Origin of the sequence: Mycobacterium aquaticum (genome assembly GCF_002086485.1) — a bacterium.
Classification (GTDB): domain Bacteria; phylum Actinomycetota; class Actinomycetes; order Mycobacteriales; family Mycobacteriaceae; genus Mycobacterium; species Mycobacterium aquaticum.
Window position 1 is genome coordinate 1 of sequence record NZ_MVHF01000059.1, and the last position, 19269, is coordinate 19269.

A 19269-nucleotide genomic window follows, 5' to 3' on the forward strand; every position below is an offset into this window, starting at 1 on the left:
TAACCCACGAACATGGGTGAGCGAGGCCCCGGCCCGCAACCCCCGACACAACGCCGACGGTCACTCATACCGTCTAGGCACACGCCCGACGGCACGCCGGGCCGGATAACACCGGCCGCCAGGCGAATACGGGGCGAAGGCGGGTCGATTCGGTAGCACCAGGGCCCGCCCATGGCAGGATTTGCCGGCCGGGCGGGTTCAGCCAACCTGGGATCCGAGGGCGGAATCCGTTCGCGGAGTGTCGGATTCACCGTGTGATTCACACCCGCAAGCGAAAATCAGCCGCGTGACATTAGTCTGGGTTCATGGCTGACGAACGCATCCGGCCACCGTGGTGGCTCAAGTACGTCAACAAGGTGATGATCGGGCTCAACAAGCTCGGCGTCGGCGGTGACAAGGGCCCGGTCGTGCTCACTGTCACCGGCCGTAAGACGGGCAAGCCACGCACGACACCGGTCACCCCGATGACCGTCGACGGCGAGCGCTACATCGTCGCCGGGCTACCCCGTGGGGACTGGGCCGCCAACGCGCGGGCCGCCGGTGAGGCGACCATCAACCAAGGTCGCCGCGCCCAGCGGGTGCGCATGGTCGAGATCCCAGCCGAGGAAGCCCGTCCGCTGCTGCGGCAGTTCCCCATCCTGGTGCCCACCGGCGTCGGGTTCATGAAGAACGCCGGGCTGGTCACCGGGCCGAACCCCGACGAGTTCGAAGCCCTCGCCGGCCGCTGTGCGGTTTTTCGGCTCGACCCGGTGTGACCCCGTGCCTCAGAGGTGCGGCGCCTCCTTGATCTTGCTGTCCTGCTTGCCCGCCGTCTGACAGAACGTCTGCACCGACACCTTGGTACCGGTGATCTCGAGCTGGGCCGCGTCGGTGCCCTTCTCGTCCTTGAGCATCTTTGCCACGGCATCGTTCTGGGTCTTCTCGTCCGCACCCAGGTAGTCCTTGCAGCTGGTGTCTCCCCCGGTGGCAGCCGGCGAGCAGCCGACCAACATCACACCGGCGACCAGACCAGACAACAACATGCCTGCCGAACGTTTCATCGCAGCCCTTTCTGTCCGCGCACAAGACACGCGCACCGTGCTTCATACCCCTGGACCGTGCCGGCCAAACCCCGCTCTACAGTCGAGCAGGTGAGCTCTGATTCCAGCGCAGCCAGTCCGTTCGACCCCGCGGCGTGGGAACCGGTCGCCGGGTTCGCCGACCTGACCGACATCACCTACCACCGGCATGTCGTCGACGGCGCCAAACAGCCGACGGTCCGCATCGCATTCGACCGGCCCGAGGTGCGCAACGCATTCCGCCCGCACACGGTCGACGAGTTGTACCGGACGCTCGACCACGCCCGCATGTCGTCGGATGTCGGTGTGATCCTGCTGACCGGCAACGGCCCGTCACCCAAGGACGGCGGCTGGGCGTTCTGCTCCGGCGGCGACCAGCGCATCCGGGGGCGTACCGGCTATCAGTACGCATCGGGGGAAACCGCCGAGACCGTCGACCCGGCCCGCGCCGGACGGCTGCACATCCTGGAGGTGCAGCGGCTGATCAGGTTCATGCCGAAAGTGGTGATCTGTCTGGTCAACGGCTGGGCCGCCGGCGGCGGGCACAGTCTGCACGTCACGTGCGATCTGACGCTGGCCAGCCGTGAGCATGCCCGGTTCAAGCAGACCGACGCCGACGTCGGCAGCTTCGACGGCGGGTTCGGCAGTGCGTACCTGGCGCGCCAGACCGGGCAGAAGTTCGCCCGCGAGATCTTCTTCCTGGGCCGCAGCTACGACGCCGAGACCATGCACCAGATGGGTGCGGTGAACGAGGTCGTCGACCATGCCGATCTGGAGACCGTCGGCCTGCACTGGGCGGCCGAGATCAACGGCAAGTCACCGCAGGCCATCCGGATGCTCAAGTTCGGCTTCAACCTGATCGACGACGGACTCGTCGGCCAACAGGTATTCGCCGGAGAGGCAACCCGTTTGGCCTACATGACCGATGAGGCAGTGGAGGGCCGCGACGCCTTCCTGGAGAAGCGCGATCCGGACTGGAGCGCGTTTCCACGCTACTTCTGACGGTTATCCGCGGCCCGCGTACGGCATGGCCCGCGCCATCACCGTGATGGACGGAACGGACACCTCCAGCGGCAGATCGACGATGTGGCCGATGGCACGCGCCACGTGGTCGACGTCGAAAGTCGGCTCCGCCGCGAGGCTTCCGTCGGCCTGCAGGGTCTGATGGCTGAACCCGGCGGTCATGTCGGTGGCGGCGTTGCCGATGTCGATCTGCGTCACGCAGATGTCGATATCGCGCAGATCCAACAACATTGACGCGGTCAACCCGCTGATCGCGTGTTTGGTGACGGTGTAGGCCAGGCTCTGGGGGCGTGGGCGGTGCGCGGATATCGAACCGTTGTTGATGATGCGTCCGCCCCGCGGCTGCTGTGCGGCCATGACCCGGGCGGCCTCCCGCGCACAGAACACGGCACCGTCGACATTGGTGCGCCACACGGTGTGCCACTGTTCGTCGTCGATCTCGGCGATCGACGCCGACGGCCCGAACACCCCGGCGTTGTTGAACAGCACATCGACGCGGCCGAATGCTGACACCGCGTCGTCGAACAACGCCCGTACGGAGACCGGGTCGGTCACGTCGGTCGCCACCACCAGCGCATTCGGTCTGCCGTCGGCAGTTTCGCTGAGCGACTCGGGCCTGCGGCCGGCCAGTACCACCTGATGACCGGCGTCCAGGAGCACCCGCGCCGTCGCCCTGCCGATTCCACTGCCTGCCCCGGTAATGACCACAACTTTGTTCACGGGACCGATTGTCGCTCAGGACGGCGTGTACCCCGGCTGCGCCAGCAGATCCCGAATCCCCGCATCGATGAAGTCGGTGTCCGCCGGGTTCACGCCGCCTCCGGCGAAATGACCCCAGATGCCCGGGATGACGCGCACTTCGCCGTGCGGGATGAATTGGCTTGCCCAGTGCTCGTCTTCAGGCGGGAAGTACAGGTCCTTTTCGGCAGGCATCGCCAACAGCGGGCACTTGATGGACGCCAGCGCCTTCTCGACGTCACCGCCGAATCCCGGTGTGTTACCGACGTTTCCGCTGTGCCAAGTTCGCAGCATCGCAATGAGATTGTTGGGATCGCGTCCGTCGCGGAAGAAGTTCTCCCAGAAGCCGTAGAGAAAATCGTCGAACGACGTGAAGCCGAGCTCACGCCACGCTTCCTGCCAGTAGAACGCCTGCGAATAGCCCCAGCCGGAGTAGACCCGAGCGAATGCGCGTAATCCCTTGACCGGCAGCCTGTCCGGGGAGTAATCGCCATCGGCCCACACCGCGTCCGCCGTCAGGGCGAAGATCAACGACTCGAGGAACACCTTGTTGTGTGGCGCGGTGATGCTCGACCCGCAGAACGGCGCTGCGCGCTGCACCATCTCGGGATGGCTCACTGCCCACTGGTAGGTCTGCCCGGCACCCATCGACCAGCCGGTCACAAGTTCGATGGTCGATATCCCGAACTTCTCCGTGACGAGTTTGTGCTGCGCCTCGACCTGGTCGTAGAACGTCACATCGGGAAAGCGGGCCCGGTCATACGGAGCCGGAGTGTTCGACGGCGAGGACGACAGCCCGTTGCCGAGCATGTTGGGCACGATGATGAACCACTCGTCGGGGTTGAGCGCCTTGTCGGCGCCGATGAGCCATTCGTTGTCCGTGTGCCACCCCGAATACCAAGTGGGGTAGACGATCACGTTGGTCTTGTCCGCGTTCAGCGTGCCGTACGTCTTGTACGCGAGGGTTGCGTTGCGCAGCGTGAGACCGCTCTGCAAGGTGAAGTCGCCAAGGTCGAAATATTCGGCATCAGTGGGCGCTGGCACGATGGGGTCCTTCCGGTCTGTCGTTGAGTCGGGACGGGCACAACAGGATTGACGCTTGACAACGGCGCAGGCGTAAGCACCTTTCCGGGCGTCACCGGGCAGTTATTTCCAAATGGGCATAACAGGTCTGAACCTACACGCTCGTCGAGCCGGGTAAGGCGCAACGGCCAAATCGCTCGGACCACCTCAGGCGGCTGGCGGTACGAGCCCGTTCCTAGACTCGACACATGAGCAAGAGCCCGCTGCGCCGGCTGTCCGAACAGCTGTTGCTGACCAGCATGCGTCCGCCCCTGACCGACCGGTTGCACACTCGCGACGACATCGACATCGCCGGGAAGCGCATCCTGCTGACGGGCGCATCCTCCGGCATCGGTGAGGCCGCAGCCGAGAAGCTGGCCGCCCGCGGTGCCACCGTGGTGGCCGTGGCCCGTCGTCAGGAACTCCTCGACGATCTCGTCGGACGGATCACCGCCACTGGCGGCGAGGCCGTTGCGCACGCAGTCGACCTCTCCGACATGGATGCGATCGACGAACTGGTCGCGACAGTGCAGCGCGACCTGGGCGGCGTGGACATCTTGATCAACAACGCCGGACGGTCGATCCGCCGCCCGCTGGCGGAATCTCTGGACCGCTGGCATGACGTCGAACGGACCATGACGCTCAATTACTACTCGCCGCTGCGGCTCATCCGCGGGCTGGCGCCGGGCATGCGGGAGCGGCGCGACGGGCACATCATCAATGTGTCGACGTGGGGCGTGATGAACGAGTCCTCACCGCTGTTCGCGGTCTACAACGCCTCGAAGGCGGCACTCAGCGCGGTCAGCAGGGTCATCGAGACCGAATGGTCCGCGGCCGGCGTCCATTCCACAACGCTCTACTACCCGTTGGTGAAGACCCCGATGATCGCGCCGACCCGCGCCTATGACAACCTGCCCGGGCTGTCGGCGAGCGAGGCCGCCGACTGGATGGTGACCGCGACCCGCACCCGCCCCGTGCAGATCGCGCCACGGATGGCTGTGACGGCCAAAGCGCTCAACACCGTGGCCCCCGGACTTGTCGACGCCATGATGAAAAGGCAGCGCGTCCAGCCGGTCTGACGTGTCGGCGCACACAGACCGTGGCCCGGTGGTAAACAGTCAGCTATGGAGATCCTGGCCAGCCGGATGCTGATCCGGCCGGTGGACTACCCGAAATCGGTGGAGTTCTACCGCGATGGCATCGGGCTGGCGATCGCCCGCGAGTACCCGGGCGGCACGGTCCTCTACGCCGGGCAGTCGCTCATCGAGTTGGCGGGCCATCACTCCCCAGGCGAATCCGGCGTCTTTCCGGGTGCATTGTGGTTGCAGGTGCGCGACGTCTACGCCACCCAGGCCGAACTGGAGGGCCGTGGTGTGCCGATCGCCCGGGCCGCCCAAGAAGAACCGTGGGGTCTGCACGAGATGCACGTGACCGACCCCGACGGCGTGACCCTGATCTTCGTCCAGGTCCCCGACAATCACCCGCTGCGCCGCGACACCCGACAGTGATGGGCCAGACATGACGAAAACCCCTGCCGTGGCAGGGGTTTTCGCGTCATGAGCTCAGCGGGTCGGCGTCGCCAACGGCCAGCCGACCGAGGCCAGCCGGGACGCCACCTGATGAATCTCCTCGGGATTCGGCTCCTTCTCGGTGATCTGGTGGATCGCGCGGTGGATCTCGTCGTCCGTCACCGGCGCATCGCCGTTGCTGGACCGCAGGATCGTCTGCGCGGCCTTGATGACCTCGTCCTCGGTGAGCGAGCGCTTCAGCAACGCCAGCAGCGGGAAATAATCCTTGGGCGGCACGCCTTCGGGATAGCCCTCGTGCAGCCAACCCAGGACGTTGTCGATGACGCTCGTGCCTTCTGTCATGTCAGCTCACTTCCCTGGAATGAACGGGACGGGGTTGAAACCGAAGTGGTGGATGATCGTCGTCTTGGTGATGTACAGGATCGCGATCACGATCACCGCCGCGACCACCGCGAACAGCAGCAGTCCCAGGGCCTTGAGCGCCTGGTTCGGCGCCGAGACCGTGCCGTCCTCGTGCGTGCCACCGGCACCGCTGGAGTACGCCACCAGCCCGCCCGCAAACAGCGCAGGCAGCCCGGCACCGAGAATCAGTCCAACCACCAGCACCTTGAAAATGGCTTCTACATAAGTCATCTGTCAGTCCCTATTCGTTGCGTCTCGGAGTCGCTCAGACCGCTGCGGCTTTGTCGCCGCTTTTGGTGGCCTCGCGGACCTCGGCGGGCACCACCGAGTTGGTCGTGTCGTCCCAATCGGCGTTGACGTTGCTGTGGTCGACCTTCTGCTGCTGCGCCCGCCACCACATGTAGCCGGAGAGGGCGAGCAGGATGACGAAGATCGTGCCGTCGCCGGCAAGCGCGGAACCGGTGAGCGACTCGATGCCCTCGGAGAGCCAGAAGGACAGTGCACCGACGATGCCCGCGGCGGGCAGTGTGACGAGCCAGGCCAGCGCCATGCGGCCTGCGACCGCCCAGCGCACCTCGGCGCCGGGCTTGCCCACGCCGCTACCGAGGATCGAACCGGTCGCCACGTGCGTGGTCGACAGCGCCATACCAGCGGCCGACGAGCTCAGGATGACCACCGCCGAGGACGCCTCGGCGGCGAAGCCCTGCGGGGACTCGATCTCGACGAGACCCTTGCCCAACGTGCGGATGACGCGCCAGCCGCCGATGTAGGTGCCAAGGCCGATGGCCAGTGCGCACGACAGGATGATCCAGAACGGCAGGCCGTCCTTCTTCACGTCGCCGGTCAGATGACCGGTGGTGATGAGCGCGAGCGCGATGACACCCATGGTCTTCTGCGCGTCATTGGTGCCGTGAGCGAGGGCGACCAGCGAAGCGGTGGCGATCTGGCCCCAGCGGAAGCCCTCCTCGCGCCGCTTCTTGATGACGTTGCGGGTGATGCGGTACACCAGCCAGGTGCCTACCGCGGCAACGATTCCCGCGATCAGAGGCGACGCCACGGCCGGAATGAGCACCTTGGAGATGACGCCACTCCAGTTGACGCCACTGCTGCCCAGTGCGGCGATTCCGGCACCGATCAGACCGCCGAAGAGCGCGTGCGACGAGCTGGACGGGATACCGAAGAGCCAGGTGAGCAGATTCCAGAGGATGCCGCCGATGAGGCCCGCGAAGATGATGGTGAGGCCGGTCGACGAGGAGATCGACGGGAGCAGGTGTCCGGTTTTGCCGTCCTGCACCTTCAGCACCGATGTGGTGACGGTGACAGCCACCTCGACGGAGAGGAACGCGCCGACCAGGTTGAGGATGCCGGCGAGGAGAACGGCCACCTTGGGCTTGAGAGCGCCCGTCGCGATCGAGGTCGCCATGGCATTGCCGGTATCGTGAAAACCGTTTGTGAAGTCGAAGGCCAGTGCTGTTGCTATCAACAACACCAGGATGATCAGCTCTGCGCTCATGGCGCTAATTCTGGGGGACCACTGGCAATTTTGACCAGCTGACGCATCACCTCGTTTGGCCCTCCCAACAGGCAATTCAACTTGTTCGGCGATGAGTTCACCGATTGTTCATCTTAGAGCTTCAAGGCGTTTGCCCGTGGCAACAATGCGCCGGACGGCTGCGATATGTTCACTGTGATCCACAGCCCCCGACGGCACTACCATCGATGCAGTCTCCGTCGCATGTCCCGGGATCCCCGCCCGGTCCCCCATCAGGAGTTGCCGCAGTGAACACGTTCCTCGCCAAGATCGCGGCTTGGCTGAAGTCCGGCTATCCGGAAGGTGTGCCCGACGCCGATCGGGTACCACTCCTGGCGCTGCTGGCCCGTCGTCTCACCAACGATGAGGTCAAGGCCGTCGCCCGCGACCTCATCAACCGGGGAGAGTTCGACAAGTTCGACATCGGGGTGCAGATCACCCAGATCACCGATGAATTGCCCCGTGCCGAAGACGTCGAACGGGTACGGGAACGCCTGGCCGCCAAGGGCTGGCCGCTGGACGACCCGCGTGACAGCGAGACCGGCGACGATCGCCCCGACGACAATGAGGGGTCGGCATAGCCACCCTGCGTCCGGTCAGCATCGGGGAAGCGGCGCCACTTCTGCCGGTGCTGGAGAATCTGCTGGCCGGCCGGGATACCGCGATCCTTCCGGTACCCGCAGCCGACGAGCGCCAGGCATCGCTGCTCACCACAGCGCTGCGCGCCGGCTCACCGATCGATGACGATGTCGCAGTGGTGGTGTCGACATCGGGCACCACCGGCGCTCCGAAGGGCGCCCTGCTGACCGCGGCCGCATTGTTGGCCAGCGCCGAGGCCACCCATGACCGGCTCGGTGGTACCGGGCGGTGGCTGTTGGCGCTGCCGGGTTATCACATCGCCGGGCTGCAGGTTCTGGTCCGCAGCGTTGTCGCCGGCACGACTCCGGTGTCGATCGCCCCGTCCTTCGACGTCGACGAACTGCCCGGCGCGATTGCGGCGATGGGCTCCGGACGGCGATATGCGTCGCTGGTCGCGGTGCAGCTCGACAAGGCGCTGCGCGACGCCGGCGCGGCGGCCGCGCTCGCCGAACTCGACGCGGTGCTCATCGGCGGCGGCCCGATGCCCGCAGGCGTTGCCGAACGAGCCGAGGCAGCCGGCATCACGGTGGTGCGGACATACGGGATGAGCGAGACCGCCGGAGGCTGCGTGTACGACGGGGTGGCGCTCGACGGGGTGACCGTGCGCATCGTCGACGGCCGCATCGTCCTGGGCGGTGCCACCGTGGCGAAGGGCTACCGCAACCCGATCAGCCCGGACCCGTTCGCCGAGCCTGGGTGGTTCCGCACCGATGACATTGGCGTGGTGGATGATTCGGGTGCCCTGAGGGTGTTGGGCCGGGTCGACGACGCGATCAGCACGGGCGGCCTGACCGTGTTGCCCCAGCTGGTCGAGTCGGCGCTGGCGACCCACCCGGCGATCGCCGACTGTGCGGTGTTCGGGGTCGCCGATGAACGGCTCGGCCAGCGCGTGGTGGCAGCGGTGGTGCTGTCTTCCGCAGCCGCACCGGAGGTGGCCGAGCTGCGCGCGCACGTGGCCCAGACCCTCGATCCGACCGCGGCGCCCCGCGAGATCCACATCGTCGACGAACTACCGCGGCGCGGCATCGGCAAGCTCGACCGTCGAGCGCTGGCAACCCGATTCGGGTGAACCTCGGCACGGACCGGACAAATCGGTTGCAGGTTTGGGCATCATGGACTCATGCGCCAGGAAGTGACATCGGTGGACCAGCTGCGTGCCATCGTCGGGTTCCCCAACACATACGTGGCCAACAAGGTCTCGCCGCGGCTCTCGGAGGCCCAGCAGGACTGGCTCAAGCACTCCCCGCTGGGCTTCGTGGCCACCACCGACGCCGACGGCCGCGTCGACGTCTCACCCAAAGGTGATCCGCCGGGATTCGTGCACATCATCGATGACACCACCATCGCCATCCCCGAGCGGCCGGGCAACAAGCGCGTCGACGGGTATGTCAATGTGCTGCAGAACCCGCATGTCGGCACGGTGTTCCTGATTCCCGGCCGCGGCGACACCCTGCGGATCAACGGCACCGCCAAGATCCTCTCCGACGCAGACTATTTCGACACGCTGGTGGTCGACGGCAAGCGGCCCATCCTGGCCCTGGAGATCGCCGTCGAGGAGGTGTTCTTCCACTGCGCCAAGGCATTCCTGCGCTCGGACGCCTGGAAGCCCGAATCCTGGAACCCGACGGCGGTGCCGAGCGTGGCGCAGCTGGCCAAGGCGTTCAAGCCCGACCTGAGCCAACGCGAACTCGACGACTACTACAGCGAAGACAACCTGCGCAAGATCCTCTACTAGACAAGGGGTTTCACCAGAACCGCGCGAGTGTAGAGCAGTTGGAAACCGCGCCGCTGCACGTTCTGCTGAGATTGCGAACCGGGCGAGGTGGTGACGACGGCGATGTCACAGCCCGCGGCCGCGGCGTCGGCCAGCCGGGTGGCGAGCAGCGCCGTCTGCACGCCTCGCCTGCGGTAGGCCGGGGCGGTCGCCGCACCGGTGAGCTGGGCGATGCCGTCGGCGAACCGCGCGCTGCCACCGCCGGCCACCACGCCGTCACACAACGCGACATATGCTGTGGCGCCTGCCTTTTCCATGTCCCGCTCGACCCGCTCGATGACGTCGCGGGGAAACTCCTCATGGGTAGGCACACCGACACCGTCCGGGTGCGCGAACCCTTCCACCACCACGTCGACCCACGCCGCCAGATCATCGGCGCGGCGAACCTCGACACCGGGCACCGACTGCTCGTCACCGTTCGGAACCCGGCCGAGAATGTCCTCGAACCCGGTCACGTGGTAACCGCGAGCGGTCAGCATCGCCGCGATCGCGGGGTCCGCCAGAGTGGACAACTCCACCTGGGTGGCCGCACCGCGACCGGCCATCATGTGTTCGACCTCGCCGAGCAGCGCAGTGTCCGGCACGCCGTCGAACCCGAGCCCCACCACCTTGTTCAGCGGTGAGTGGGGTTCTGCGAAGCACGCGTATCCGCCGGCCACCGGCACCGCGAGCACATCGGCGCCGCGGCCGGCCGCCGCGTGCGTTGCGGCGACGATGAGCTGTGTCTCGGCCCGTTCGATACGCGCCGCCAGGTCGGTGCCGCAGAAGAGTACGTCGGTGTCCACGTCGCCCACGATCCCATCTGATTCGGGTCCGTCGCCACCGAAAATTGGGTGAAAGCCGTCACCGAATGGTCAGACACGCCCGGGCGACGTCCCATTAGGGTTGGGCGCATGCAGATCGGACGCCGGGAAGCTGTCGCGGTGGTCATCGGTCTGTTCCTGGTGGTCGCGGCGTTCGTGGTGCCGCACCTACATCTGGGCATCGTCACGCCGTTGATCAACAGCACGGCCACGCAGATTCACAGCTTCGCCGACACCGCACCGATTTTCGGCTGGTGGAACGCGCACGTCGGTTGGGGTACCTTCCCGGCCATCGTCATCGCGGCGGCCGCCGTGTGGTGGGGTCCGACCCTTGCACGGCGGATTCCGTGGCGGGCTCTGCCCGTGGCGGCCTGGGCCGTATCGGGCGGGTGGGCGTTCTCGCTGGCGATGATCGACGGCTGGCAGCGCGGCTTCGCCGGGCGGCTCACCGCGCCGCACGAGTATCTGAACCAGGTGCCGACCATCACCGACATTCCCGAGGCACTCCGCACGTTCTCGTCGAGAATCCCTGGCCATCATCCCGATTCGTGGATCACCCACGTATCCGGGCATCCGCCGGGTGCGCTGCTGACCTTTGTGTGGCTGGACCGCCTCGGGCTGGGTGGCGGCGCGTGGGCCGGGCTGCTGTGTCTGCTGGCCGGATCCAGTGCCGCAGCGGCGATCGTCGTCGCGGCCCGGGCTCTCACCGACGAAGCCACCGCGCGCCGGGTCGCGCCCTTCGTGGCGGTGGCGCCGACCGCCATCTGGATCGCGGTCTCGGCCGACGGCTACTACGCGGGTGTGGCCGCGTGGGGTATCGCCTTGCTGGCCTTGGCAGTACACGGTCGCCACCGCATGCTGTGGGCGGTCGGCGCGGGCCTGTTGCTCGGGTGGGGCATCTTCCTGAACTACGGGCTGGTCCTCATGGCACTCCCAGCGCTGGCCGTGCTGCTCACTGCGCCCGACTGGCGGGCCGGGCTGCGCGTGCTGGGGCCTGCCGCAGTGGCGGCGCTGGCGGTGGTGGCGGTGTTCCTTGCCGCGGGGTTCTGGTGGTTCGACGGTTACACGCTGGTCCAGCAACGCTATTGGGGCGGCATCGCCGCCAACCGGCCGTTCCAGTACTGGTCGTGGGCCAACCTGGCCTCGGTGGTGTGTGCCATCGGACTGGGCAGCGTGGCCGGGATGAGCCGGCTGTTCGACGTGGCGGCGATCCGTCGGCAGCCGGGGCTGCGACTGGTACTGGTCGCCGCGCTCGTGGCGATCCTGTTCGCCGATCTCAGCATGTTGAGCAAGGCAGAGACCGAACGCATCTGGCTGCCGTTCACGGTGTGGCTCACCGCGGCGGGTGCATACCTGCCACCGCGCTCAGCGCGGCTCTGGTTGGCGGTCAACGTGCTCGGCGCGCTCGTGCTCAACCATGTCATCCTCACCAACTGGTGAGAGCCGCTTGCACAAGCCGTACACTAGCACGCTCAGCCACACCACCCCGAGGGAAACCGCCAGTCCCAGTGGGTAATTGCGGTCCAACACTGTCATGTTGTCGCGCCGCATGCCGGGCCGGCCGTACACCGGGATCGCCAACAGCACCAGCACCACGCTGCACAACACCGCCACGGCGACGGGTGACCGGGAACTGGCCGGGATCAGCCGATGACCCACCCACCCCACCGCCGCGCACAGCGGGGCAAAGACGAAATCGTGTACCACCACCGCGACGAGCGCCCACATCACGATCCGGACGATGATCACCGGCGGGTTCTGCAAGGTCAGCAGGGCGCCATAGCCCACCAAACCCAGTCCCATCGCTGCCAGCAGCAGCCGCGTCGTTCTCATCCCACCACCTCGATCCGAGACAGCCATTTCGTCTGCAGCACACCGGGTCTGCTCGGGGCGATCAGCCGGCACGGGTACCCGTGGTCGAGGTTCAAGGGTTCTCCGTTCAGCCGCAACGCGATCAGGGTCGCGCTGTCGCGGGCATGTCGAGCCGGCAGCACCGTGCGCGAGTACGGGCCCGGCGGTTCCAGCGAGATCATCCGCACATCGGAATCCGCGCCGCCGCCGACCGTGGCGACCAGATCGGCCAGCACCACCCCGCTCCATTCCGCGTCGACGCTCCAGCCCTCGACACACGCGATCGGCAGCCTTCGGATGGTCTGCGGCAGGGCCGCGAGTTCGGCGACGGTGAAGGTACGCACCACGGCTCCCCTGGCCACCGTCAGCCGGTAGTCGGGCGAGGTGGCGCTGCGCAGCACACCGGCCGCGATCGCGGACCGATTCACCGGAACCGCTTGCGGCCCTTGCCCAGATCGCGGCGCCAGCACCGACACGCGGCGCAGGAACGGCACGGTCTGGCCGGCCGTGACGATCGTCGCGAGTGCCACCGCGAGCCAGGTACCGCGCAGCACGGTGCGCCGGGTAGGCCCTTGGGGTGCCCGTTCCAGTGGCTCGAGCGGTTCGCCGAGAGCCACGCGGATCACCGGCAATTTGACCGCGACGTGCACCAGCACGGCACCCGCGGCGACGTAGGCCATGGCGTAATGAGCGGTGGTGAAGAAGAACTTGAAGGCGTACCACTGCGCGATGTTCATGAGCCCGGTGGACAGCTGAAACAGCATGGCGCCGACCAGAACCAGGATCGACAGCCGCTCCAGCTGACGGACCACCCCGCCGATCAGTGGGCGCTCGAACAGCTTCGGCCACACCGACCACAGCTTGACCACCAGCAGCGGGATGGCGGCGATACCCGAGATCACGTGCAGGCCTTGGGTCAGCCGGTACAGCCACACCGGCCGGGTGGGCCAGAAGAACCAGGGTTGCGGGTGCTGGATGAAGTGGCTGATCAGTCCCGTCACGAAGCAGACCGCCACCGCGACGCCCAGCGCCGCCCCGACGCGGACGGTGACGGCGGTGCCCCGCAGCGTCACGACGCTTCTCATGCCGCTTCCAAGGCTGCGATCACCCGGGTGCCGACCGGGTGGGTGGACGTCACCGCCAGACCGACGTCCCCCGCCAACCGCGCCGCACAGTCCAACCCGACTGTCGCCCAGCGGAACCAGGGGCCGATGCTGCGCACCGACTCCAACCGGACCCAGGCCGCGTCGACTCCGGTTGCTACCGTGTCGAATTCGACCAGACACCGGCCACCCCTGCCGAGCAGCTCGCCGGCTCGTTGCAGTACCCGCCACGGGTCACCGCCGAGCCCCACGTTGCCGTCGGCCAGCAGCACCGTCTGCCAGCGTCCGGTGCCGGGCAGCGGTGCGAACAGGTCTCGGCAGAGCACCGGTGCGCCACTGCCGCGGGCCAATTCGACGGCAGTGCGCGACAGATCCACGCCGAGGGCGGGCAGCCCCCGGCGCACCAGGCCCGCGACCAACCGCCCCGGTCCGCAGCCGAGATCGAGCGTCGGCCCGGAACACAGGTTCACGATGGTCTGGTCAAACCGGTTGTCGGCACGTGCTCCGCCCAGCCAGGTGTACACCGGCAGATACCGCATTCCGCCGTCGGCGCGCCTGATCCAGCAACGTTCCCCATCGAGCGCCCGGTCGTAGAGTTGTCCGTGCATGTCACAACCCCCGGGTCGCTCGGACGAACCGGCTGCCGAGAGGGCAGGCTCGGCGCACCTCGTCGATATCGTCAACTGTGTCGAAGTCGGCCAGTTCAGTGGTCAGGACCACCATGGCGCCGGTATCACGCAGGGCGGCAAGGGTTTCCGTTCCCGTGTGCGACGTCGACATCTCGACGTCGGTGAGGCACGCCGCCGTGCGGCTGTCCTGCACACCGAGCACCCACCAACCGCCGTCGCGGGCCATGCCGAGCACCGCGTCGGCGTCGGACAGCGCGCCCGCGCACCCGTCGAGCAGGGCGGCGCTCACCTGCGGCGTGTCCATCCCGACCTGCAGCACCGGCAGCCCGGTCGCCGCGGCGGCATCGGCGTGAGCGTTGGCGAGCCGTTCGGCGAAGTTGTCCCCGCGCTGGGGTACCACCATGAAATCGGCCAGCCGATCGCATATCTCGTCGCCGCGGCAGGCTTGCCGAAGGTCGCCGGTCAGCGCAACCACGCGGGCCTCGGTGGCGGCGGCCGCCGCGTCCAGGGTGTCCAGCAGCGCCGCGGCAGCGATGTCCGCGGCGGCAGCGGCACCGATACCCGCGGCCAGCCGGGTCTTGGCCAACCCGGGAACCGGGGCCTTGGCAACCACCAGCACCACGACGGGTTTCATGTGATCGCCCGCCAGAAGTCCACTGCCGCAATGGCACTGCCCCGCACCGACCCACTCACCTTGGAGTGACCTGCTGTGCGCGGCCCGTAGGCCACGTCCTGCTCCACCACGCGCCAACCGGCCTGCGCCGCGCGCACCAAAAGCTCCAGCGGGTAGCCCGACCGGCGATCCGTCACCCCGAGCCCGATGAGGGCATCCCGGCGGGCCACCCGCATCGGTGCGATGTCGTGGACCGGCAATCCGTACCGGTGCCGCAGCCGCCAGCACACCGCCGCCGTGCCGAGCCGGGCATGCCAGGGCCAGCGCAACCCGGCGACCGGCCTGCGCCTGCCGATCACCAGATCAGCACCGCGATCGAGTTCCGCGACGAGTGCCGGGAGCTCTCGCGGGTCGAGCGAGCCGTCGGCGTCGAGCACCGCCACGATCGGCGTCGCAGCGTTGACCACCCCCGCGTGCACCGCAGAGCCGTACCCGGGTCGTGGCTCGGCCACCACCGTCGCGCCCAGCTTCCGGGCCACCTCGGCGGTGCGGTCGGAGCTGTTGTTGTCGACGACCAACGGGCGGTATCCGTCGGGCAGCGCGGCCAGTACGCCTGGCAGCGACTGCTCCTCGTCCAGACACGGCAGCACCACCGTGACGAGCGCCGGTTCAGGGGCCATGCTCTCCGACGGTAGGCCGCCCCGCCCCCGGTGACCAGCGGCCAAACATGACGAAATCGTGACATAGCCGCAGGTCGCGGCGCTGCAGCAGTAACCTCGAACGATGACCCGGGTACTCATCGCCGACGATGACACCGTGGTGCGCGACGTGGTGCGGCGCTATCTGGAACGCGACGGGCTCGACGTCTCGGTCGCGCACGACGGCACAGAGGCCCTGCGGCTGCTGGACACCGTGCATATCGATGTCGCGGTACTCGATGTGATGATGCCGGGTTCCGACGGCTTGTCGCTGTGCCGAGACCTGCGCCGCGACGGTGACTACAGCATGCCGGTGATCCTGCTGACCGCGCTCGGCGAGGAGGACGACCGCATCGCCGGCCTGGAGGCCGGCGCCGACGATTATCTGACCAAGCCGTTCAGCCCCCGCGAACTCGCGTTGCGGGTGCGTTCGCTGCTGCGGCGCAGTTCCGGGCTGGTCGGGTCGGTGCCCGCGGAACTCGCCGTCGATGATCTGCGCGTATCGACCGCGGCACGCTCGGTCACCTTGGCGGGGCGGCCGGTCAGCCTGACCAACCGCGAGTTCGACCTGCTGGTGTTCCTGCTGACCAACAGCGACACCGTGTTCTCCCGCGAGGATCTGCTCAAACGGGTGTGGCGCTGGGACTTCGGCGACCTGTCGACCGTGACGGTGCACATCAAGCGGTTACGCTCCAAACTCGGTGACCGGCACCGAATACAGACCGTATGGGGGCGCGGCTACCTGTGGAGTGGTGATGAGCGCTTGCGCGAAGATCAGAGGATCTAGTGCAGAACCTCGCTGAGATCATCGGATGGGCACTGGCCTGCTCACTGCCGGTGGTGCTGGCCGGGGCGATCATCATCCGCTTCGCGCGGTCGTGGTCGCTGGCGCTGAGCATGGTGGTGCTGGTGCTGATCCCGACGCTGGCGACGTTCACGGGTGTGCTCGGCGCCAGCGGATTCATGATCACCGAGACCTTCGAGCAGACCGCCGTGGTGCTGGTGATCGTGTCGGTGGTGACCATCCCCGCGGCGGTCATGCTGGCCCGATACCAGGCCCGCCGCACGGTGTGGGAACAGGAAATTCGCGATTCCGAACGCGCGGCCGAATATTCGCGCCGCCAGTTGGTGGCGTTCGTCAGCCACGACCTGCGTACCCCGCTGGCCGGTATCCGCGCCGTCTCGGAGGCCATCGCCGACGGCGTGGTCACCGACGATGAAGTCAGGACCCAGGCCAAACACATTGAGCAGGAATCGATCCGGCTCTCCGAGATGGTCGATGACCTCTTCGAGATGTCGAAGATCAACGCGGGTTCGGTGCAACCGGTGCGCGAGCAGGTGGCCCTCGACGAGGTGGTGGCCGACGTGATCTCGGCCCACCGGATCGCGGCAGGCCGCGCGGGCGTGCGGTTGACGGCTGAACTGCCGCCTCAGCCCGTGCGGGTACTGGGCAGTGACCGTGCCTTGGTGCGGGTGCTGTCGAATCTGGTGGCCAACGCCATCGCGCACACACCCGACGGCGGGGCCGTGACGCTGACCCTCGGTGCGGACGCCGCCGGTGCGTGGGCACACGTCGACGACACCGGCGTCGGCATCGACGAGGCCGACCTGCCGCGCGTCTTCGACGTCGCCTACCGGGGCTCCAACGGCCGTGTGCCCCGCGCGGATTCGTCGCTGCCCAGCGGATCGGGGCTGGGGCTGACCATCGCGGCCGGCTTGGTCCAGGCGCACGGCGGCACGCTCTCGGCACGCAACCTGGACACCGGGGCGCGGTTCGAGGTGCGCTTGCCGCTGGCGCTCGACACCGCCGAGTAGCGCACACTCATCGGATTCATATCCACGGCTGAGCTGATCGACAGCTGCGACGCGGACCGTGGCCACATGCTCATCACATCCCGCTCGTCGCGCTACATCGTCGTCACCCTCGCCGGATTCGCCGCGCTCTCGTTGGCCGCCTGCGGCTCGTCGAGCACATCGTCCGCTCCCAGCTCCGCGACCATCGGCTCGACGTCGACGTCGGCCGTCGCCGGTCCCCCGCCCGCAACCGGTGGACACAACGGCAAGGACCGGGTGGACGGCCTGGTCAGCGCCGTATCGGGCGGCACGGTGACCGTGACAGGACGGCAGGGCCCGGCCACCGTGAACATCACCGGATCAACGCACATCGTCCAGCTCAGCGCAGCGCAGCTCACCGACGTCACCCAGGGCGAGTGCATCCAGGTCCATCCGACCAAGGACAGCGGCACCGCCGCGGCAGTCGTCATCGCGCAGAACGCCGGGACCCAATGCGGACACAAGGGCGGCGATCAGCAACACGGCGTCGCCGGAACCGTCACTTCGGTGAATGGCAACTCGATCGTGGTCACCGAGGCCGACAACAGCACCGCAACGGTGACAGTGACCGCCAACACCCGATACGAAAAGCGTTCGGGCGCAGATTCTTCGGTGGTCGCCACCGGTGTTTGCCTGGCCGCCCACGGCACCAAGGACAGCAGCGGCGTGCTGCAGGCCAGTGGTGCGACGGTTCGGCCCGCCACCAACGGCAGCTGTGGCGGCGGGCGCCCGCAACACTAATCGGGCAGGCTGTTGCTCAGCCGTTCCGTGGCCGCCACGTAGTCCTCGATGAACTCGCGGACGACCTCACGCGCCGGCTTCACCTTGTTCATCAGCCCGACACCCTGCCCGACGAAGTAGGTCGCCAGTGCTTGGGCACCCGGATGGCCTTGTGCGGCAAGTACATCGATGCGGCGGATGACGGGCTCGGCGAGCATGTTCTGCAGCGGGAGCGGAAGTGTCTGGTGTCCAGCAGGATTCGGCTGCCACGCGTCGGTCCATTCGGAGACCAGCTGGCGCGCAGGCTTGCCGGTGCGGCCCGTCGACCGCACGGTGTCGCGCGACGTCGCGGCGAGCATCTTCTGCACGGTGTGCGGCGCCGTCTCGGCCTCCTCGGTGGTCAGCCACACCGATCCCGTCCAGGCGCCGGCGGCCCCCATCGCGACGGCGGCCGCCATCTGCCTACCGGTCACGATGCCGCCCGCGGCCAAAACGGGAATGCTGCTGCCCGCCTCGGCCAGCGCTTCGAGGACTTCGGGGACCAGCACCAGTGTCGACACCTCACCGCAGTGGCCGCCGGCCTCGGTGCCCTGCGCGATGATCATGTCGACGCCGGCGTGCACCTGTTTGACGGCGTGCTCGCGGGCACCCACCAGGGCCGCGACGGGAACACCGCGGTCACGCCCCGCTTCGATCATGTAATCCGGCGGCACACCGAGCGCATTGGCGATCAGCTTGATCGGATGGCTCAGCGCGACCTCGAGCAACTCCTGCCCGGTGTCCCCCGACAACGACGAACCACCCAGCCGCGGGTTGGGATCGGGCTCGATGCCGTGCTGGGCGAGCAGTTGCGCCACGAAATCGCGGTATTCACCCGGGATTCGGTCCGCCAGCTGGCTGCGCGACAGGTGCTCGCCCTTGCCCTCGAATTTCGCCGGGACGATGATGTCGGCGCCATACGGCTTACCGCCCACGTGCTGGTCGATCCAGGTCAGTTCGCGGTCCAGTTGCTCGGGCGTGTAGGCGGTGGCACCGAGCACGCCGAAGCCTCCGGCGTTGGTCACCGCGGCCACGACGTCACGGCAGTGACTGAAGGCGAAGAGCGGAAAGTCGATGCCGAACTGCTCACAGATGGCGGGTTTCACCACGTCAGTATTGCCACGTGGAGTTGACGGGTGTCAAGAGTGGGCGAGCATTGCCAAAGGCCCGCGAGTGTGCCGGGTCTGCGAAAAATCGGCCGTTTTCTCGCAGAGGATTCACACT

24 protein-coding genes are annotated in these 19269 nt (G+C 67.4%); 11 read left to right on the plus strand and 13 right to left on the minus strand.

The genetic code is table 11. From position 1 onward, the window contains the following. The first annotated feature begins 305 nt into the window (after positions 1 to 305). Positions 306 to 755 (plus strand): nitroreductase family deazaflavin-dependent oxidoreductase, encoded by a 450-nt coding sequence (locus BST13_RS34530; RefSeq protein ID WP_083170229.1) that lies wholly within the window; start codon positions 306 to 308, stop codon positions 753 to 755. 9 nt (positions 756 to 764) lie between these two features. On the opposite strand, the gene BST13_RS34535 is transcribed toward BST13_RS34530, so the two are convergent. After that, the gene (locus BST13_RS34535; RefSeq protein WP_083170231.1) at positions 765 to 1040 is read right to left on the minus strand and encodes a hypothetical protein; all 276 of its coding nucleotides are present in this window, start codon (positions 1038 to 1040) and stop codon (positions 765 to 767) included. A 90-nt stretch (positions 1041 to 1130) separates the two neighbouring features. On the opposite strand from BST13_RS34535, the gene BST13_RS34540 reads away from it, so the two are divergent. Next, on the plus strand, positions 1131 to 2060 hold the full coding sequence (locus tag BST13_RS34540) for a 1,4-dihydroxy-2-naphthoyl-CoA synthase (protein WP_083170233.1): 930 nt from the start codon (positions 1131 to 1133) through the stop codon (positions 2058 to 2060). 3 nt (positions 2061 to 2063) lie between these two features. Here BST13_RS34540 and BST13_RS34545 read toward each other — a convergent pair whose 3' ends face one another. Together BST13_RS34545 and BST13_RS34550 are read right to left on the minus strand one after the other, a co-directional pair. Then, a complete protein-coding gene (locus tag BST13_RS34545; RefSeq protein WP_083170235.1) occupies positions 2064 to 2810 on the minus strand; it encodes an SDR family oxidoreductase in 747 nt (248 codons plus the stop codon). Between the two features lie 6 nt (positions 2811 to 2816). After that, entirely contained in the window at positions 2817 to 3863 is a 1047-nt protein-coding gene (locus BST13_RS34550; RefSeq protein ID WP_083170237.1) for an alpha/beta fold hydrolase, read from the minus strand. A gap of 227 nt (positions 3864 to 4090) precedes the next feature. On the opposite strand from BST13_RS34550, the gene BST13_RS34555 reads away from it, so the two are divergent. Beyond that, a complete protein-coding gene (locus BST13_RS34555) occupies positions 4091 to 4960 on the plus strand; it encodes an SDR family oxidoreductase (protein WP_083170239.1) in 870 nt (289 codons plus the stop codon). Positions 4961 to 5005: 45 nt separating this feature from the next. Next, on the plus strand, positions 5006 to 5389 hold the full coding sequence (locus BST13_RS34560; RefSeq protein ID WP_083170241.1) for a VOC family protein: 384 nt from the start codon (positions 5006 to 5008) through the stop codon (positions 5387 to 5389). Positions 5390 to 5443: 54 nt separating this feature from the next. Here BST13_RS34560 and BST13_RS34565 read toward each other — a convergent pair whose 3' ends face one another. The 3 genes from BST13_RS34565 to BST13_RS34575 are packed head-to-tail and all read right to left on the minus strand — an operon-like array spanning position 5444 to position 7325. Further along, positions 5444 to 5752: a DUF3349 domain-containing protein gene (locus tag BST13_RS34565; RefSeq protein WP_083170243.1), complete on the minus strand. Its 309-nt coding sequence runs from the start codon at positions 5750 to 5752 to the stop codon at positions 5444 to 5446. 6 nt (positions 5753 to 5758) lie between these two features. Next, a complete protein-coding gene (locus BST13_RS34570) occupies positions 5759 to 6043 on the minus strand; it encodes a hypothetical protein (protein WP_083170245.1) in 285 nt (94 codons plus the stop codon). A gap of 34 nt (positions 6044 to 6077) precedes the next feature. Then, on the minus strand, positions 6078 to 7325 hold the full coding sequence (locus tag BST13_RS34575) for an inorganic phosphate transporter (RefSeq protein ID WP_083170247.1): 1248 nt from the start codon (positions 7323 to 7325) through the stop codon (positions 6078 to 6080). A 266-nt stretch (positions 7326 to 7591) separates the two neighbouring features. Here BST13_RS34575 and BST13_RS34580 point away from each other — a divergent pair, with 266 nt between their 5' ends. The 3 genes from BST13_RS34580 to BST13_RS34590 are packed head-to-tail and all read left to right on the plus strand — an operon-like array spanning position 7592 to position 9717. Then, positions 7592 to 7924, plus strand: coding sequence for a DUF3349 domain-containing protein (locus BST13_RS34580; RefSeq protein ID WP_083170249.1), 333 nt, complete (start codon positions 7592 to 7594; stop codon positions 7922 to 7924). 41 nt (positions 7925 to 7965) lie between these two features. Then, positions 7966 to 9051, plus strand: coding sequence for an o-succinylbenzoate--CoA ligase (gene menE, locus BST13_RS34585; RefSeq protein ID WP_425437093.1), 1086 nt, complete (start codon positions 7966 to 7968; stop codon positions 9049 to 9051). A gap of 51 nt (positions 9052 to 9102) precedes the next feature. Then, positions 9103 to 9717, plus strand: coding sequence for a pyridoxamine 5'-phosphate oxidase family protein (locus tag BST13_RS34590; protein WP_083170253.1), 615 nt, complete (start codon positions 9103 to 9105; stop codon positions 9715 to 9717). Here BST13_RS34590 and BST13_RS34595 read toward each other — a convergent pair. Continuing rightward, on the minus strand, positions 9714 to 10541 hold the full coding sequence (locus BST13_RS34595; RefSeq protein ID WP_095533833.1) for a GNAT family N-acetyltransferase: 828 nt from the start codon (positions 10539 to 10541) through the stop codon (positions 9714 to 9716). The two genes, BST13_RS34590 and BST13_RS34595, sit on opposite strands and share 4 nt — an antisense overlap. Positions 10542 to 10649: 108 nt before the next feature. On the opposite strand from BST13_RS34595, the gene BST13_RS34600 reads away from it, so the two are divergent. Further along, the gene (locus BST13_RS34600; protein ID WP_083170257.1) at positions 10650 to 11999 is read left to right on the plus strand and encodes a hypothetical protein; all 1350 of its coding nucleotides are present in this window, start codon (positions 10650 to 10652) and stop codon (positions 11997 to 11999) included. Here BST13_RS34600 and BST13_RS34605 read toward each other — a convergent pair. The 5 genes from BST13_RS34605 to BST13_RS34625 are packed head-to-tail and all read right to left on the minus strand — an operon-like array spanning position 11925 to position 15435. Next, on the minus strand, positions 11925 to 12392 hold the full coding sequence (locus tag BST13_RS34605; protein ID WP_083170259.1) for a hypothetical protein: 468 nt from the start codon (positions 12390 to 12392) through the stop codon (positions 11925 to 11927). The genes BST13_RS34600 and BST13_RS34605 overlap by 75 nt on opposite strands. Next, entirely contained in the window at positions 12389 to 13495 is a 1107-nt protein-coding gene (locus tag BST13_RS34610; protein ID WP_083170261.1) for a molybdopterin-dependent oxidoreductase, read from the minus strand. The genes BST13_RS34605 and BST13_RS34610 overlap by 4 nt, the downstream gene beginning before the upstream one ends. Next, on the minus strand, positions 13492 to 14121 hold the full coding sequence (locus BST13_RS34615; protein ID WP_083170263.1) for a methyltransferase domain-containing protein: 630 nt from the start codon (positions 14119 to 14121) through the stop codon (positions 13492 to 13494). The genes BST13_RS34610 and BST13_RS34615 overlap by 4 nt, the downstream gene beginning before the upstream one ends. Position 14122: 1 nt before the next feature. Continuing rightward, positions 14123 to 14776 carry a TIGR04282 family arsenosugar biosynthesis glycosyltransferase gene (locus BST13_RS34620; protein ID WP_083170265.1) on the minus strand — a complete coding sequence of 218 codons (654 nt, stop codon included), beginning with the start codon at positions 14774 to 14776 and terminating at the stop codon, positions 14123 to 14125. Next, on the minus strand, positions 14773 to 15435 hold the full coding sequence (locus BST13_RS34625; RefSeq protein WP_083170267.1) for a glycosyltransferase family 2 protein: 663 nt from the start codon (positions 15433 to 15435) through the stop codon (positions 14773 to 14775). The genes BST13_RS34620 and BST13_RS34625 overlap by 4 nt, the downstream gene beginning before the upstream one ends. Positions 15436 to 15538: 103 nt before the next feature. On the opposite strand from BST13_RS34625, the gene BST13_RS34630 reads away from it, so the two are divergent. From BST13_RS34630 to BST13_RS34640, 3 genes are all read left to right on the plus strand, one after another. Beyond that, entirely contained in the window at positions 15539 to 16240 is a 702-nt protein-coding gene (locus BST13_RS34630; RefSeq protein ID WP_083170269.1) for a response regulator transcription factor, read from the plus strand. After that, positions 16240 to 17268 carry a sensor histidine kinase gene (locus BST13_RS34635; RefSeq protein WP_083170271.1) on the plus strand — a complete coding sequence of 343 codons (1029 nt, stop codon included), beginning with the start codon at positions 16240 to 16242 and terminating at the stop codon, positions 17266 to 17268. The genes BST13_RS34630 and BST13_RS34635 overlap by 1 nt, the downstream gene beginning before the upstream one ends. 66 nt (positions 17269 to 17334) lie before the next feature. Further along, positions 17335 to 18027 carry a DUF5666 domain-containing protein gene (locus BST13_RS34640; RefSeq protein ID WP_083170273.1) on the plus strand — a complete coding sequence of 231 codons (693 nt, stop codon included), beginning with the start codon at positions 17335 to 17337 and terminating at the stop codon, positions 18025 to 18027. Here BST13_RS34640 and BST13_RS34645 read toward each other — a convergent pair. Beyond that, a complete protein-coding gene (locus BST13_RS34645; RefSeq protein WP_083170320.1) occupies positions 18024 to 19151 on the minus strand; it encodes a nitronate monooxygenase in 1128 nt (375 codons plus the stop codon). The two genes, BST13_RS34640 and BST13_RS34645, sit on opposite strands and share 4 nt — an antisense overlap. Between the last annotated feature and the right edge of the window lie 118 nt (positions 19152 to 19269).

What these genes read in the sequence shown, in the direction of transcription:
- BST13_RS34530 (WP_083170229.1), top strand. Translation starts at nt 306, where the DNA reads ATGGCTGACGAACGCATCCGGCCACCGTGGTGGCTCAAGTACGTCAAC.
- BST13_RS34535 (WP_083170231.1), bottom strand. Translation starts at nt 1,040, where the DNA reads ATGAAACGTTCGGCAGGCATGTTGTTGTCTGGTCTGGTCGCCGGTGTG.
- BST13_RS34555 (WP_083170239.1), top strand. Translation starts at nt 4,091, where the DNA reads ATGAGCAAGAGCCCGCTGCGCCGGCTGTCCGAACAGCTGTTGCTGACC.
- BST13_RS34560 (WP_083170241.1), top strand. Translation starts at nt 5,006, where the DNA reads ATGGAGATCCTGGCCAGCCGGATGCTGATCCGGCCGGTGGACTACCCG.
- BST13_RS34565 (WP_083170243.1), bottom strand. Translation starts at nt 5,752, where the DNA reads ATGACAGAAGGCACGAGCGTCATCGACAACGTCCTGGGTTGGCTGCAC.
- BST13_RS34570 (WP_083170245.1), bottom strand. Translation starts at nt 6,043, where the DNA reads ATGACTTATGTAGAAGCCATTTTCAAGGTGCTGGTGGTTGGACTGATT.
- BST13_RS34575 (WP_083170247.1), bottom strand. Translation starts at nt 7,325, where the DNA reads ATGAGCGCAGAGCTGATCATCCTGGTGTTGTTGATAGCAACAGCACTG.
- BST13_RS34590 (WP_083170253.1), top strand. Translation starts at nt 9,103, where the DNA reads ATGCGCCAGGAAGTGACATCGGTGGACCAGCTGCGTGCCATCGTCGGG.
- BST13_RS34600 (WP_083170257.1), top strand. Translation starts at nt 10,650, where the DNA reads ATGCAGATCGGACGCCGGGAAGCTGTCGCGGTGGTCATCGGTCTGTTC.
- BST13_RS34605 (WP_083170259.1), bottom strand. Translation starts at nt 12,392, where the DNA reads ATGAGAACGACGCGGCTGCTGCTGGCAGCGATGGGACTGGGTTTGGTG.
- BST13_RS34610 (WP_083170261.1), bottom strand. Translation starts at nt 13,495, where the DNA reads ATGAGAAGCGTCGTGACGCTGCGGGGCACCGCCGTCACCGTCCGCGTC.
- BST13_RS34615 (WP_083170263.1), bottom strand. Translation starts at nt 14,121, where the DNA reads ATGCACGGACAACTCTACGACCGGGCGCTCGATGGGGAACGTTGCTGG.
- BST13_RS34620 (WP_083170265.1), bottom strand. Translation starts at nt 14,776, where the DNA reads ATGAAACCCGTCGTGGTGCTGGTGGTTGCCAAGGCCCCGGTTCCCGGG.
- BST13_RS34625 (WP_083170267.1), bottom strand. Translation starts at nt 15,435, where the DNA reads ATGGCCCCTGAACCGGCGCTCGTCACGGTGGTGCTGCCGTGTCTGGAC.
- BST13_RS34630 (WP_083170269.1), top strand. Translation starts at nt 15,539, where the DNA reads ATGACCCGGGTACTCATCGCCGACGATGACACCGTGGTGCGCGACGTG.
- BST13_RS34640 (WP_083170273.1), top strand. Translation starts at nt 17,335, where the DNA reads ATGCTCATCACATCCCGCTCGTCGCGCTACATCGTCGTCACCCTCGCC.